The organism is Pseudomonas sp. GM80, assembly GCF_000282515.1.
Taxonomy (GTDB): Bacteria; Pseudomonadota; Gammaproteobacteria; order Pseudomonadales; family Pseudomonadaceae; genus Aquipseudomonas.
In genome coordinates this window covers 1-13,533 of sequence record NZ_AKJD01000101.1, presented here as the reverse complement: position 1 = coordinate 13,533, position 13,533 = coordinate 1, and the positions used below count along the sequence as shown (strand labels likewise).

Here is a 13,533-nt window from a genome sequence, read left to right as displayed (position 1 = left end):
CAGCTCCTACAGGGGATTGTGGCTATTAGATGAACAGTTCCGAGGCCAGGCTCGCTGCTGATAATTCTTTGGTGAATGTCAGCAACAGCGGCGCCAGTTCATGCAAGCGTGCGCCCGGCATGCGCGCACTGGGGCCGGCGATACTCAGCACGCCGATCACTCGACCATCCGTAGGATGTTTCACCACCGCGGCAATGGCCGAAGTGCCGACCGCCGAGCTTTCTTCAACGCAGGCATAACCCTGTTCACGGGCCAGGCGCAGGCGTTCCAGCAATTCGATATTGGAACGCGGCGCATTCGGCCCGACACCCGCCGGCACCTCCGCCGCTTGGCGTTCGACCATCGACAGCGCCTCGGCGTCGGTCATGCACGCCAGCCACGCATGCCCGGACGCGGTGTAGAACAGCGGCGCATCGCGGCCCATGTCCGGGTCATAGCGCAGACCGGTGCGCGCGCCTTGCGCTTTGGCAATCCAGGTTTGGCGCTCGCCGTCGATCACGCCCAGGCGCACCAGCTCGCCGCTCTCTTGCGCCAGCCGATCGAGCACCGGCTGAACGATGTCGGCACCGCTGCTCGACAAGTATTGAAAGCCCATCGCAACCAGTTTGGTCGACAGGTGATAACGCAGGGTCTCCGGATTCTGCCGCACGTAGCCCAGGCGGATCAGCTCGGCGAGCAAGCGATGCGTTGCGCTCTTGGGGATGTCCAGTTGCTCGGCCAGCGTCTGCATCGGCAGCCCGCGCGGATCACTGGTGAGGCTTTCCAGCACGCTGAAAACCCGTTCGATTTGACTGCCGGCCATGGAGAAATCCAAATGAAATTTCGCCGATTCTAGAAGACATCCTCGGCAAAGCGAAATCTGCAACCGCCTGTTCGATAACCGCCCGCTTTGTCGGCTCAAGACTTGTCGAGCGCTGCCGCCACTGGTTATTTTCTGGAATCAAATTCCAAAAACAGTTCAGCGCTGGAGCCTTGTTTGATGTCTGTCGAACTTCCCGAAATCGACTGCGACGTGTTGGTCGTCGGCTCCGGCGCCGCCGGGTTGTCGGCGGCCGTCACTGCGGCGTGGCATGGCCTGAAGGTTATCGTCGTGGAAAAGGATCCGGTCTTCGGTGGTGCCACCGCGTGGTCGGGCGGCTGGGCGTGGGTGCCGTGCAATCCACTGGCACGTCGGGCCGGCATCATCGAAGACGTCGAACAACCGCGCACCTATTTGCGCCATGAACTGGGCGAGCATTTCGACCCGGCAATGATCGACGCCTTCCTGACCGCCGGGCCGCGCATGGTGGCGTTTTTCGAGCAGCACACCGCCCTGCAATTTGCCGACGGCAACGCCATTGCCGACATTCATGGCGACACGCCGGGCGCTGGCACCGGTGGACGTTCTGTCATCGCCGCCCCTTACGACGGACGCAAAGTCGGGCGCTTGCTTAAGCGTCTTCGTACAACGATGCGCGAAACGTCCTTCATGGGCATGCCGATCATGGCCGGCGCGGATCTTTCGGCGTTCCTCAATTTGACTCGTTCGCTGAAAGCGGCGTGGCATGTGACGCGACGTTTTACCCGGCACCTGCTCGACCTCGCGATTCACGGCCGGGCAATGCAACTGGTCAACGGCGTGGCGCTGATCGCGCGACTGGCGAAATCTGCCGAAGACCTCGGCGTATTGCTGTGGCAATCGGCGCCAGTTACCGAATTGCTGCGCGACGACAATCGTGTTTCAGGAGCCTTGATCAACAGCGGTAAAGGCCCGATCCGCATCCGTGCGCGCAAAGCCGTGGTACTCGCGGCGGGAGGCTTCGCCAACGATATCGAACGGCGCAAAGCCCTGTTCCCACGCACGCCAACCGGCCACGAGCATTGGGCGCTGCCGCCGCTGGCCGTCAACGGCGATGGCCTGCGCCTGGGGGAAAGCGTCGGCGCGCGGGTCAACACCGATGTCGCTTCACCGGTGGCGTGGGCACCGGTGTCGCAAGTGCCACATTCCGACGGCAGCACCGGCCATTTCCCACACATCATCGAGCGCGGCAAACCCGGAATCATCGGTGTGCTGCGCAACGGTCAGCGCTTCGTCAACGAAGCCAACGGTTACTACGACTATGTCAGCGCGATGGTTGCCGCCGCGCCGGAAGGCGAAGAGGTCGCCTCGTGGCTGATCTGCACCCACGCCTTTCAACGGCGTTATGGCCTTGGCATATCGAGGCCGTTTCCGCTGCCAGTGTCAGAATTTATCCGCAGCGGCTATCTGAAAACCGGTAACAGCGTTGAAGAATTGGCCAGTGCTTGCGGCATCGACCCGGGCGGCTTGCGCCAGACTCTCGACGATTACAACCGCCATGCACGCAACGGCGAAGACCCGCTATTCGGGCGCGGCTCAACACCTTACAACCGCAAACAGGGTGACCCGGCGAACCTGCCCAACCCCTGCGTTGCCCCGATAGACACCGGCCCGTTCTATGCCGTGAAAGTCCAGCCGGGCTGTTTCGGCACCTTCGCCGGCCTCAAGGTCAACCCGCACGCGCAAGTGCTCGACGCCAACGAACACGCCATCACCGGGCTCTACGCGGCAGGCGGCGACATGGCCAGCATCATGGGCGGCCACTACCCGGCAGGCGGGATCAACCTCGGCCCGGCGCTGACGTTCGGTTACATCGCCGCCCGGCACATCGCCGGCATCACTGCTTTCGAACAGGAGATCGACCATGCAGCACATCGTTAATGCCCAGGGCTTGAACATGCCGAAACTCGGCCTCGGCACCTGGCCGATGCTCGGCGACGAATGCACCCGCGCCGTCGAGCAGGCGCTGGAACTCGGTTATCGCCACATCGACACGGCAGCGGCCTACAACAATGAAGACGCGGTCGGACAAGCGCTGGCGAATACGCCGACACCGCGCGAGCAGATCCATGTCACCAGCAAAGTCTGGTGGGATCAGCTGCAACCCGATGCCATGCGCCACTCCATGGCGCGCAGCCTCAAAGCCTTGCGCAGCGACTACGTCGATTTGTTCATGATCCACTGGCCGAGTACTGACTGGGATTTACCCCGTACGCTCGAAACATTGGCGTCATTCAAGGAACAGGGGTTGGCCCGCAACATCGGCGTGGCGAATTTCCCCCTGGCGCTGCTGCGCAAAGTCGTCGAGGAATACGGGATTGGTCTGTCAGCGATTCAGGTCGAGTACCACGTTCTCCTCGGCCAAAACGCCCTGCTCGACTACGCCCGCCAACACGACATGGCACTGACGGCCTACACCCCGTTGGCGCGCAACAAAGTCTCGGACATCCCGCAGATCCAACAGATCGCGCAAAAGCACGGCGTGCTGCCGACCCAGGTCGCCTTGAAATGGTTGCTCGATCAGCCCAACGTTGCGGCCATTCCCAAGGCCAGCAGCCAGACCAATCAACTGGCCAACCTGGCCTCGCTGAAGGTCGAGCTCGACGATGAAGACCGCGCATTGATTGCCGCCCTGCCGAAAAATCAACGCCAGGTCAGCCCGGATTTCGCGCCTGAATGGGATGCCTTTGATCGCTGATCGATGACCTGCTGAAAGAAACCCGCCACCGGATTGAATTCGCGGGCCGGGTGATCGTCAATAACAGGCCCGACCTCGTCTGCACGAGGCCGGGCCTGTTTGCGTGTGGCCAATAGACGGACGACCGGACTGGCGCCACACTCACACACCAGCAACACTCATCACCACGTGCTATTCACCCGATACAAACAGAGGATTCCCACATGCTATGGAAAAAAGGCCGACGCAGTGACAACGTCGTCGATGCCCGTGGTGATGATGCCGGCGGTGGCGGCGGCATGCGCTTCGGCGGCGGCAAAGGCCTGAGCCTGGGTGCAATTCTGCTGATCGTCGGGATCGGCTGGATCACCGGGCAGGATCCATTGCAGATCCTCGGCCAGCTCGCCGGGCAATCCACCCAGCAAGCGGCGCCGACCTCGCAAACCCGTCAGGCGCCGCCGGCCAATGATGAGCAAGCCGAATTCGTCCGTTCGATCCTCGGTGATACCGAAGACACCTGGGGCGCGATTTTCCAGCAGGCCGGGCGCCAATACAAAGACCCGACGCTGGTGCTGTTCAGCAATCGGGTGAATTCCGCCTGCGGCCTGGCAACGTCCGCCACCGGCCCGTTCTACTGCCCGGCTGACCAGAAGGTCTATCTGGACATGGCCTTCTTCCAGGAAATGTCGCAACGCTTCAAGGCTGCCGGCGACTTCGCGCAGGCCTACGTGATCGCGCACGAAGTCGGACACCATGTACAGACGCTGCTCGGCGTCTCGGCGAAAATTCAGACAGCCCGCCAGCAAGGTCGGCAGATGGAAGGCGCCGGCGGTTTGTTGGTGCGTCAGGAATTGCAGGCTGACTGTCTCGCCGGTGTCTGGGCCTACAGCGCGCAGAAGCGCCTGAACTGGCTGGAACCGGGTGACATCGAAGAAGCCTTGAACGCGGCCAACGCCATCGGTGATGATCGCTTGCAGCAACAGGGTCAGGGCCGTGTGGTGCCAGACTCGTTTACCCACGGTACGTCGGCGCAAAGGGTGCGCTGGTTCAAAACCGGATTCGCGCAGGGCCAGGTCGGCCAGTGCGACACCTTCGCGGCGAAAAACCTGTAAATGCATAAATGGCTTTTGGCGTTACTGATTGTTGGCAGCACTGCGCAAGCCGCCGGTGTCGATGCAATCAGCCCCGGTCGCTTGCAACTCAAGGCCGGGGAAATGGCAGTGGGCATCGGCCCCGCGCCGGAGAAGATCGAGCGCGTGCTGATCGTCATTCATGGCCGTTTGCGCAACTCGGAAACCTATCGCAAAAGCGCCGAGAGCGCGGCTGAATTGGCCGGGCAAAGTGCGCACACGCTGGTGATCGCACCGCAGTTTCTCAATGAAAGTGATGTCGCTCTGTACTCGCTACCTGCGACGTTGCTGCGCTGGCAAGGCAACGAATGGATGGGCGGTGGTTTATCCACAGGCCCGAACCCGTTGAGTTCCTATGCGGCACTGGACGAAATCGTCGCGCGGATCAGCGATCGCAAACAGTTTCCCGACGTGAAGCAGATCGTTATTTTCGGTCACTCTGGCGGCGGTCAGGTGGTGCAGCGTTATGCCCTGCTGGCCAAGGATCAGCCTGCGCTGAAGGACAACGGCATTCGCTTGCGCTACATGGTCGCCAATCCGTCCTCCTATGCGTACTTCAATGAACAGCGGCCGGTGGCGTTCGATCATGCCAAGTGCGTGGGTTTCAATCGCTGGAAGTACGGTCTGACAGACATGCCGGTGTACGCCGGTGGGCAAACACCGTTGCAGCTTGAGAGCAGTTACGTCAAACGCGAGATGATTTATCTGCTGGGGCAGCAGGACATCGATCCCAAGCATCCGGCGCTGGACAAGCGATGTGAAGCCGAGGCGCAAGGTGCCTATCGTCTGGAGCGTGGGAAGTTGTACTTCGGCTATTTGCTGCGCCGCCATCCGGAAGGGGTGAATCAGCGGCTGGTTGAAGTGCCCGGGGTCGGGCATAACGGCGATGGCATGCTGACCTCGCCGGAGGGGCAGAAGGCGTTGTTTGAATAAGTCCTGTATTGAATGATCTGCCGCCATCGCTGGCAAGCCAGCTCCCACAGTGGGTTGTGTCGCACACATTTTGCATCCACTGAAAATCCCTGTGGGAGCTGGCTTGCCAGCGATGAGGCCATATCAAACAACCGAAATGTCAGGTAAACAACATCCTGCGCAACTCGACACAATCCCTGGCATGCCAATCGGTCAACTCAGGCCACGGGTTATCCGGTAAATTCACCAACACCGTCCGCGCCCCCGCCGCTCGCCCGCAATCCAGATCAAAGCGGTAATCACCGACCATCACCATCTCGCTGGCCGCCACATCCCAGGCCTCTGCCAACTTCAGCAATCCACCCGGATGCGGCTTCGGTGGCGCTTCGTCGCGGCCCAGCACATCTTCCACCGCAAAGCAGTCAGCCAAACCAATCGCCTCCAGTGTCACATGCGCCAACTCCCGCGCGTTGCGGGTGAGGATGCCAAGGCGATAACCGCGCGCGTGCAGATCACGCACCAATTCCACCGCCCCGGTCGCCGGGGTCGAGCCCAGTGCCAGATCGCGCTCATGCTCCAGCAACCACGCGTGTTTGGCCGCCGCCTCATCCGCCGGCAACGCGGCGAGATGCGTAAGAATGTCGTCCTGCGGCGGAATCGCCAATGCCACGCGAATCGCCGCAAAATCATGCACGGCGACGGTCAGCGTGCCGTCCATGTCGAACACCCAATGGCGAACGTCGCTCAGGCTCATGCCCAATCCTTGCGATGACGAATCAAGCCTTCCTGCGTCACCGACGCGACCAGTTGCCCGGCGCGGTTATACACGCTGCCACGGGAAAAACCACGGGAATTGCCAGCCCACGGACTGTCCATCGCGTAGAGCAACCAGTCATCGGCGCGCAGATCGTTGTGGAACCACAGCGCGTGATCGAGGCTGGCGACCTGCATGTCCTTCTGCCACACCGATTTGCCGTGGGGCAGCATCGAGGTGGTCAGCAGGCCGAAGTCCGAGGCGTAGGCCAGCAAGTATTTGTGCAGCGCCGGGATGTCGGCCAGCGCACCGTCTGCACGGAACCACACGTACTTCACCGGATCGGCCGGTTGCGGGTTGTACGGGTCTTTTTCGGTGACCGGGCGCACTTCGATCGGCTTCGGGCACAGCAGCTTTTCACGCATGTGCTCGGGGATCAGTTGCGCGCGTTGCTGAAACAGCTCCAGCTCCGACGGCAAGTTTTCCGGGCCGACCACGACAGGCATCTGGCTCTGGTGTTCGAAGCCGGCTTCGTCGTACTGGAACGAAGCGCTGCAGGTAAAAATCGGATGGCCCTTCTGGATCGCCGTGACGCGGCGGGTGCTGAAACTGCCGCCATCGCGCACGCGATCAACCGAATAAACCACTGGCAATTTGGCGTCGCCCGGACGCAGGAAATAACCGTGCATCGAGTGCACGTGGCGCGCTTCTTCAACCGTCTGACTGGCCGCCGACAGCGACTGACCGAGCACCTGACCACCGAACAACTGACGGAAACCCAGGTCCTGGCTACGGCCACGGAACAGGTTTTCTTCGATCGGTTCCAGGGTCAGCAGGTCGACCAGATCTTCCAACACTTGGCTCATTCAGACTCTCCTCACACAAAGCTATGCCGCGCAGTCTTGGCTGCGGCGGGCGATTCAGGTTCTGGCACGGGCCAATGATTTGGCGGCCATTGTAAACGTCCGTGTCGGCTTAGCCATGCAAGGTTTGCAGCCATTGTTCCCGGGTGATGCGGTACAGCACATGCCTGCGCAATGGATGATCGGCGGCAAGCTTGGGGTGATCGAAATCATCCTCCGGGGCGTGATGCATGCCAATCGCCTGCATGACCTTCTCCGAAGGCAGATTGGTTTGCGCGGTGAAGGAGACGATTTCCTTCAAGGCCAAGCGGTCAAAGCCGCAACGCAGAGCGGTCCACGCCGCTTCACTGGCATAACCGAGCCCCCAATGTTCCTTGGCCAGACGCCAGCCGATCTCCACCGCTGGGGTGAACGGTGCGTCGAACCCGACTACGCCGAGCCCGGTGAAACCGATGAATTCGCCGCTGTCCTTACGCTCCAGCGCCCACAAGCCGAAACCGTGCTCGGCAAAATGCCCGCGCACGCGGCCGATCATCGACGCGCTTTCCAGTCGGCTCAAGGGTGCTGGAAAGTAGCGCATCACCTGCGGATCGGCGCACATCGCCGCAAATGCCGGCAAATCCTCGTCCTGCCACTGACGCATCACCAGCCGCGCGCTTTGCAGTTCCAGTATCGGCTCCATCGTGCCCCTCCGTTTCCATGCCGCAAGTCTACATCGCTGGTAGGATCCTTCACTCTTTCCTACGTTCCTACATGAAACCGACATGCCATTGCCGCTGATCTACCACGAAGACTACAGCCCCGAGTTTCCGGCGGATCACCGCTTCCCGATGGACAAGTTTCGTCTGCTGCGCGATCACTTGGTCGACAGCGGTCTGACCCGCGATGCTGACCTGCTGCGCCCCGAGATCTGCCCCAACGACATCCTCGCCCTCGCCCATGACCGTGCGTATATCGAACGCTACATGAGCGGCGAGTTGTCCCGCGAAGACCAACGGCGCCTCGGCCTGCCATGGAACGAAGCCTTGGCCCGACGTACGGTGCGCGCGGTCGGCGGTTCGATCCTGGCGGCGGAACAAGCCCTGGAGCATGGCCTGGCCTGTCACTTGGCCGGCGGCACCCATCACGCGCATTACGACTATCCGGCGGGCTTCTGCATCTTCAATGACCTGGCGATCATCAGCCATTACCTGCTGCAAAGCGGCCGGGTCAATCGAGTGCTGATCTTTGACTGCGATGTGCATCAGGGCGACGGCACGGCGCGGATTCTTCATGACACGCCGGAGGCAATCACCGTTTCCCTGCACTGTGAAAAGAATTTTCCTGCACGCAAAGCCGAAAGTGACTGGGACATTCCGCTGCCCAAAGGCATGGGCGATGGCGATTATTTGAAGGTGGTCGACGACACGCTCAACTATTTGCTGCCGCTGTATCAACCGGATCTGGTGCTGTACGACGCCGGTGTTGATGTGCACAAGGACGATGCCCTTGGTTATCTGCAACTGACCGACGAAGGCGTCGCTGCTCGCGATGAGAGCGTGATGCGTCATTGCCTGGGCCGCGACATTCCGGTGATGAGCGTGATTGGCGGCGGCTACAGCAAGGATCGCCACGCCCTCGCCCGCCGCCATGGCATCCTCCATCACAGCGCGCAGCGGGTCTGGCAGTCACACGGTTGTCATTGAGCTGTGCTGCGTTACCCACAATCGCTGTGGAACTGCCTGTGGATAACCTGAGTGAAAGGGCCTACAGCCCATACCGCTTATGGCCTGCAGCGCACTGATCATTTTTCAACCAACATTCTGAGCCAACACTATCCTGTAGGAGTGAGCCTGCTCGCGATAGCGTCAGCACCTTCAACATTAACTTGGCTGACACACCGCTATCGCGAGCAGGCTCACTCCTACAAAAGATCTGCGCTGTTAGAATGCGCGGCTTATCCCGCCATACCGCAGCGCACGCCATGACCCAGAATTCCGCCTCCTCCCCCGCTCACGTCGCCATCATCGGCGGTGGCCCTGCCGGCCTGATGGCCGCCGAAGTGCTGAGCCAGGCCGGAATCCGCGTCGATCTGTACGACGGCATGCCCTCGGTGGGCCGCAAATTCCTCCTGGCTGGCGTTGGCGGGATGAACATCACCCACTCCGAAGCGTACCCGGCGTTTCTCTCGCGCTACGCCGAACGCGCACCGCAAATCGCCCCGCTGCTGCGCGGCTTCGATGCTGACGCGTTGTGTAAATGGATTCACGATCTGGGTATCGAAACCTTTATCGGCAGCTCCGGCCGCGTATTCCCTACCGACATGAAAGCCGCGCCGCTACTTCGCGCCTGGCTCAAGCGTCTGCGCGACAGCGGCGTAGTTATCCACACCCGCCATCGCTGGCTCGGCTGGGATGAACACGGTGCGCTGCGCATCGACAGCCCGGAAGGTGAAATCACCGTCAAACCCGACGCCACCCTGCTCGCCCTCGGCGGCGGCAGTTGGTCGCGGCTCGGTTCCGACGGTGCCTGGATGCTGCCACTGGAGCAACGCGGTGTAGGACTTGCGCCGTTGCAGCCAAGTAATTGTGGCTTCGAGGTGCAGGCCTGGAGCGAGTTGATGGTCAGCAAATTCGCCGGCGCGCCGCTGAAAAATATCGCCATTGGTTTGAACGATGACATTCCGCGCTTGGGTGAATGCGTGATCACCGCGACCGGGATTGAAGGCAGTCTGATTTACGCGCTGTCAGCGCCGATTCGTGAGGCGATCAATCAGTATGGCGCGGCGGTTGTTCACATCGATCTGCTGCCCGGCCGGCCTGTGGATAAATTGCAGGCAGCGTTGAGCAAGCCAAGGGGTTCGCGCTCGATGGCCAAGCATCTGCACAGCCAGGTCGGGATTGATGGGGTGAAAGCGGCGTTGCTGCGTGAGCTGACCGATGCTGCGACTTTCGCCGATCCGGCGCTGTTGGCCCGGGCGATCAAGGCGTTGCCGCTGACCTTGGTGAAACCGCGGCCGCTGGACGAAGCGATCAGCAGTGCCGGTGGCGTGACGTTTGAGGCGATGGATGAGCGCTTGATGCTCAAGGCCTTGCCGGGGGTATTCTGCGCGGGGGAGATGCTCGATTGGGAAGCGCCGACAGGCGGCTACCTGCTGACAGGCTGTTTCGCCAGCGGCCGGGCGGCAGGGTCGGGGATCCTACAGTGGCTCAAACACCCCTAACCCTGTAGGAGCTGACGAGTGAAACGAGGCTGCGATCTTTTGATCTTCGGCAATCAAGATCAAAAGATCGCAGCGTGCCGCAGCTCCTACAGGCGTTAAGGCTTACGCTTACGAGGGCCGGTGTTAAATACCGGCACTTTGCGCACAGGCTTGATCGAAGGCTCCGGCGCCTGCGTCTCGCCGCTATCCACCCATTTGCCCAGATTACGCTTGCCGCCACCGCCAGAAGCTTTCGGCTTCTTCGGTTTCTTCGGCTTCTTGATCACCTGACCGCTGGCGTCGGTGTCCGGCACGCGGTGCTCAGGTTCGAAGTCCGGCTCGTTCTGACGCTTCAAGGTCTGGCGCGTCAGCATTTCAATCGCCGACAACATGTTCACTTCATCCGCACACACCAGCGAGATCGCTTCACCGGTTGCACCCGCACGGCCGGTACGGCCGATACGGTGGATGTAGTCTTCGGCCACGATTGGCAGATCAAAGTTGATCACCAACGGCAAATCTTCAATATCCAGACCACGGGCAGCAACGTCGGTCGCGACCAGAATCTGCACTTCACTGAGCTTGAAACGGTCCAGCGCGCGCTGGCGGGTTGCTTGCGGTTTGTCACCGTGGATACCGTCGGCATTCACACCCAGACCCTGGAGTTTTTCCACCAGCGCATCAACGCCGTTGCGGGTCTTGGCGAACACCAGCACCTGCTTCCACTTGTTCTTGCGCATCAGGTGCACGAACAGTTCGGCCTTGCGCTTTTTGTCCACCGTGACGATCCACTGCTTGACGGTGTTGGCGGCGACGTTGCGCGGGCTGACTTCGATGCTCAGCGGATCGTTGAGCATCTGCCCTGCCAGCAGGCGGATGTCATCGGAGAAGGTCGCGGAGAACAGCAGGGTCTGGCGCTTCTTCGGCAGCATGCGATAAATATTCGCCAGTTCTTCGGAGAAGCCCAGGTCGAGCATGCGATCGGCTTCATCCAGCACCAGAGTCTGCAACTGATCGAGTTTCAGCGCGTTCTGGCGGAACAGGTCGATCAGGCGACCCGGCGTGGCGACCAGCACATCGACGCCGCCGCGCAGCTTCATCATTTGTGGGTTGATGCTGACGCCGCCGTAAACCGCATAAGTGCGCAGCGGCAGGTTTTCGGCGTACTGGCGCACCGACTCATGAACCTGCTCGGCCAGCTCGCGGGTCGGCACCAGAATCAGCGCACGCGCCGAGTTGGCAGCGACTTTCGGCCCTTCCATGCTCAGCAACTGCAACAGTGGCAAGGCGAAACCGGCGGTTTTGCCGGTGCCCGTCTGGGCGGCGGCCATCAGGTCGCGACCGGCCAGGACGGCCGGGATGGCTTGCGCCTGCACCGGCGTCGGGGTCTGGTAGCCGAGCGTCTCAAGGGAGCGCAGCAAGGGTTCGATCAGGCCAAGGGTGGCGAAAGTCATGGGAGTACCGTAGGAAAAGATGACGCGGGCATGCAATGCCGCGCAGTTTACCCTAATTCGTACGCGTTTCTGTGGGAACGGCTGTCGGCGCCACGACTGGCGGCTGTGCTGGCCGGCGCCACTGCGGCAAGCCAATCAGCACCACGGCGCTGATGATCACCAGCATCGCCAGCGCTTCTTCGATGCCGATGGTCTCGCCAACGAACACGATCCCGAGCAACACCGCCACCGCCGGGTTGACGTAGGCATAACTGGTCGCCGCCGCCGGACGCACGTGCTTGAGCAGGTACATATAAGAGTTGAAGGCGATGATCGAGCCGAAGAAGATCAGGTACGCCAGCGCCAGCCAGCCTTCCATCGGCGGCACTGCTTGCAGGCGTTCGCCGCTCATCGCGCTACCGATCAGCAACACTGCGCCGCCGACCAGCATCTCGACCGCACTAGCCATAGCGCCCGCTGGCAACGGCAGATGTCTGCTCCACACCGAACCGAACGCCCAGGTCGCCGCCGCAAAAATCAGCAGTGCCGCGCCCATCGGGCTCGATTGCAGGTTGGAGCCCATGTTGAGCATGGCAATGCCGATGATTCCCAACGCCACTCCGGCCCACTCCAGCCGGGTATTGCGCGCACCCCAGAAATAACCAAACAGCAAAGTGAACAGCGGCACCGTTGCCACCGCCAAGGCCGCGACACCCGAAGCCACGCCGGTGTGCTCAGCCACGCTCACCGCGCCATTACCGAAACTGAGCAGCAAAATCCCGATAATCCCCGCCGCTTTCCACTGCGCCCAGGTCGGTGCCGGCGCCCCGCGCCAGCGCAGGAACGCGTACATCAACGTGCCCGCGATCACGAAGCGCACACCACCGAGCATCAGCGGTGGCCAGTACCCGACGCCGATGCGGATCACCAGGTAGGTCGATCCCCAAATCACATACAACGCAAAAAACGCGGCGATCAGCGGTAGAGAAAAACGGCGCAAGGCAGACATGAGTGGCTCGACTGTCAGGATCAGGGATTGGATTATTCTAGAAAGGCACACGGGCAAAAATAAGCTACAAAACCTGTTTATCAGGCCGGTACACTTTGGAAATAACGGAGATCGAAGGGTTAAACCACGATTTCGAAAGTCTGGCATTTTCAGGAGTTCGATCTTGGACAAATACGACCGCATGCTGCTCAGCGCCCTGCTCGAAAATGGCCGTGCGTCTTACGCCGATCTGGCGCGCAAGGTGAACCTGTCAGCGCCCGCCGTGGCCGAGCGCGTGGCCAAGCTTGAGGCATCCGGAGTAATCACCGGATATGAGGCGAAAATCGACCTGTCGAAAATCGGCTTACCGATCCAGTGCATGATCGAATTGCGTCTGCACCAGAACGACAGTCAGAAGGTCTACGACGAACTGGTGAAGATCCCGCAACTGACCGAGTGCTTTCGAGTGACGGGCGATCCGTGCGTGATGATGAAAGGCGCGGTGGGTTCAATGCCGGAGCTGGAAGAGCTGATCAACCGCGTGGCGAAATTCGGCTTCAGCAAGACATCGATCGTGCTGTCGAGCGCCATCGAAAAGCGCGTGCCGTTAAGCCATATCGAAAACAACGGAAAGTGAATAAATCGCGTGACCGCCCCTCTCCCTGCACAGAAACAATCTTCCCTCCCTGTAGGAGCTGACGAGTGAAACGAGGCTGCGATCTTTTGATCTTTCACCTCTAGATCAAAAGATCGCAGC

General features: G+C 60.9%; 13 protein-coding genes. 7 read left to right on the top strand and 6 right to left on the bottom strand.

What is annotated here, in order from left to right; translation table 11 throughout:
* Nucleotides 1-25 precede the first annotated feature (25 nt).
* On the bottom strand, nt 26-802 hold the full coding sequence (locus tag PMI37_RS17075) for an IclR family transcriptional regulator (RefSeq protein ID WP_008082993.1): 777 nt from the start codon (nt 800-802) through the stop codon (nt 26-28).
* Nucleotides 803-979: 177 nt separating this feature from the next.
* Here PMI37_RS17075 and PMI37_RS17070 point away from each other — a divergent pair, with 177 nt between their 5' ends.
* The 4 genes from PMI37_RS17070 to PMI37_RS17055 all read left to right on the top strand — a co-directional run bounded on the left by PMI37_RS17070 (nt 980) and on the right by PMI37_RS17055 (nt 5,578).
* Nucleotides 980-2,719 (top strand): FAD-dependent oxidoreductase, encoded by a 1,740-nt coding sequence (locus tag PMI37_RS17070; protein ID WP_008082991.1) that lies wholly within the window; start codon nt 980-982, stop codon nt 2,717-2,719.
* Nucleotides 2,703-3,536 (top strand): aldo/keto reductase, encoded by an 834-nt coding sequence (locus PMI37_RS17065; protein ID WP_008082990.1) that lies wholly within the window; start codon nt 2,703-2,705, stop codon nt 3,534-3,536. Before PMI37_RS17070 ends, PMI37_RS17065 begins: the two co-directional genes overlap by 17 nt.
* Nucleotides 3,537-3,739: 203 nt before the next feature.
* On the top strand, nt 3,740-4,627 hold the full coding sequence (ypfJ, locus tag PMI37_RS17060) for a KPN_02809 family neutral zinc metallopeptidase (RefSeq protein WP_008082989.1): 888 nt from the start codon (nt 3,740-3,742) through the stop codon (nt 4,625-4,627).
* Nucleotides 4,628-5,578 carry a hypothetical protein gene (locus PMI37_RS17055; protein ID WP_008082988.1) on the top strand — a complete coding sequence of 317 codons (951 nt, stop codon included), beginning with the start codon at nt 4,628-4,630 and terminating at the stop codon, nt 5,576-5,578.
* 139 nt (nt 5,579-5,717) lie between these two features.
* Here the strand turns inward: PMI37_RS17055 and PMI37_RS17050 are convergent, their stop codons facing one another.
* The 3 genes from PMI37_RS17050 to PMI37_RS17040 all read right to left on the bottom strand — a co-directional run bounded on the left by PMI37_RS17050 (nt 5,718) and on the right by PMI37_RS17040 (nt 7,856).
* Nucleotides 5,718-6,311: an HAD family hydrolase gene (locus PMI37_RS17050; protein ID WP_008082987.1), complete on the bottom strand. Its 594-nt coding sequence runs from the start codon at nt 6,309-6,311 to the stop codon at nt 5,718-5,720.
* Nucleotides 6,308-7,177 carry an acyl-CoA thioesterase II gene (tesB, locus tag PMI37_RS17045; protein WP_008082985.1) on the bottom strand — a complete coding sequence of 290 codons (870 nt, stop codon included), beginning with the start codon at nt 7,175-7,177 and terminating at the stop codon, nt 6,308-6,310. The genes PMI37_RS17050 and tesB overlap by 4 nt, the downstream gene beginning before the upstream one ends.
* Nucleotides 7,178-7,286: 109 nt before the next feature.
* A complete protein-coding gene (locus PMI37_RS17040) occupies nt 7,287-7,856 on the bottom strand; it encodes a GNAT family N-acetyltransferase (protein ID WP_008082983.1) in 570 nt (189 codons plus the stop codon).
* Between the two features lie 82 nt (nt 7,857-7,938).
* Here PMI37_RS17040 and PMI37_RS17035 point away from each other — a divergent pair, with 82 nt between their 5' ends.
* Together PMI37_RS17035 and PMI37_RS17030 are read left to right on the top strand one after the other, a co-directional pair.
* The gene (locus PMI37_RS17035) at nt 7,939-8,859 is read left to right on the top strand and encodes a histone deacetylase family protein (protein ID WP_008082982.1); all 921 of its coding nucleotides are present in this window, start codon (nt 7,939-7,941) and stop codon (nt 8,857-8,859) included.
* 278 nt (nt 8,860-9,137) lie between these two features.
* Nucleotides 9,138-10,376: a TIGR03862 family flavoprotein gene (locus PMI37_RS17030; RefSeq protein WP_008082981.1), complete on the top strand. Its 1,239-nt coding sequence runs from the start codon at nt 9,138-9,140 to the stop codon at nt 10,374-10,376.
* A 95-nt stretch (nt 10,377-10,471) separates the two neighbouring features.
* Here the strand turns inward: PMI37_RS17030 and PMI37_RS17025 are convergent, their stop codons facing one another.
* Nucleotides 10,472-11,809, bottom strand: coding sequence for a DEAD/DEAH box helicase (locus PMI37_RS17025; RefSeq protein WP_008082980.1), 1,338 nt, complete (start codon nt 11,807-11,809; stop codon nt 10,472-10,474).
* A 52-nt stretch (nt 11,810-11,861) separates the two neighbouring features.
* Complete coding sequence (gene yedA / locus PMI37_RS17020) at nt 11,862-12,797, bottom strand: drug/metabolite exporter YedA (RefSeq protein ID WP_008082979.1); 936 nt, start codon at nt 12,795-12,797, stop codon at nt 11,862-11,864.
* A 163-nt stretch (nt 12,798-12,960) separates the two neighbouring features.
* Between yedA and PMI37_RS17015 the strand changes: the two genes are divergently transcribed.
* The gene (locus tag PMI37_RS17015; protein ID WP_008082978.1) at nt 12,961-13,413 is read left to right on the top strand and encodes an Lrp/AsnC family transcriptional regulator; all 453 of its coding nucleotides are present in this window, start codon (nt 12,961-12,963) and stop codon (nt 13,411-13,413) included.
* The last annotated feature ends 120 nt before the right edge of the window (nt 13,414-13,533 follow it).

Excerpts from the sequence above, each read along its gene's own strand:
- PMI37_RS17050 (WP_008082987.1), bottom strand. The coding sequence starts at position 6,311 with ATGAGCCTGAGCGACGTTCGCCATTGGGTGTTCGACATGGACGGCACG.
- ypfJ (WP_008082989.1), top strand. The coding sequence starts at position 3,740 with ATGCTATGGAAAAAAGGCCGACGCAGTGACAACGTCGTCGATGCCCGT.
- PMI37_RS17070 (WP_008082991.1), top strand. The coding sequence starts at position 980 with ATGTCTGTCGAACTTCCCGAAATCGACTGCGACGTGTTGGTCGTCGGC.
- PMI37_RS17075 (WP_008082993.1), bottom strand. The coding sequence starts at position 802 with ATGGCCGGCAGTCAAATCGAACGGGTTTTCAGCGTGCTGGAAAGCCTC.
- tesB (WP_008082985.1), bottom strand. The coding sequence starts at position 7,177 with ATGAGCCAAGTGTTGGAAGATCTGGTCGACCTGCTGACCCTGGAACCG.
- PMI37_RS17035 (WP_008082982.1), top strand. The coding sequence starts at position 7,939 with ATGCCATTGCCGCTGATCTACCACGAAGACTACAGCCCCGAGTTTCCG.
- PMI37_RS17065 (WP_008082990.1), top strand. The coding sequence starts at position 2,703 with ATGCAGCACATCGTTAATGCCCAGGGCTTGAACATGCCGAAACTCGGC.
- PMI37_RS17025 (WP_008082980.1), bottom strand. The coding sequence starts at position 11,809 with ATGACTTTCGCCACCCTTGGCCTGATCGAACCCTTGCTGCGCTCCCTT.
- PMI37_RS17055 (WP_008082988.1), top strand. The coding sequence starts at position 4,628 with ATGCATAAATGGCTTTTGGCGTTACTGATTGTTGGCAGCACTGCGCAA.
- PMI37_RS17030 (WP_008082981.1), top strand. The coding sequence starts at position 9,138 with ATGACCCAGAATTCCGCCTCCTCCCCCGCTCACGTCGCCATCATCGGC.
- yedA (WP_008082979.1), bottom strand. The coding sequence starts at position 12,797 with ATGTCTGCCTTGCGCCGTTTTTCTCTACCGCTGATCGCCGCGTTTTTT.
- PMI37_RS17040 (WP_008082983.1), bottom strand. The coding sequence starts at position 7,856 with ATGGAGCCGATACTGGAACTGCAAAGCGCGCGGCTGGTGATGCGTCAG.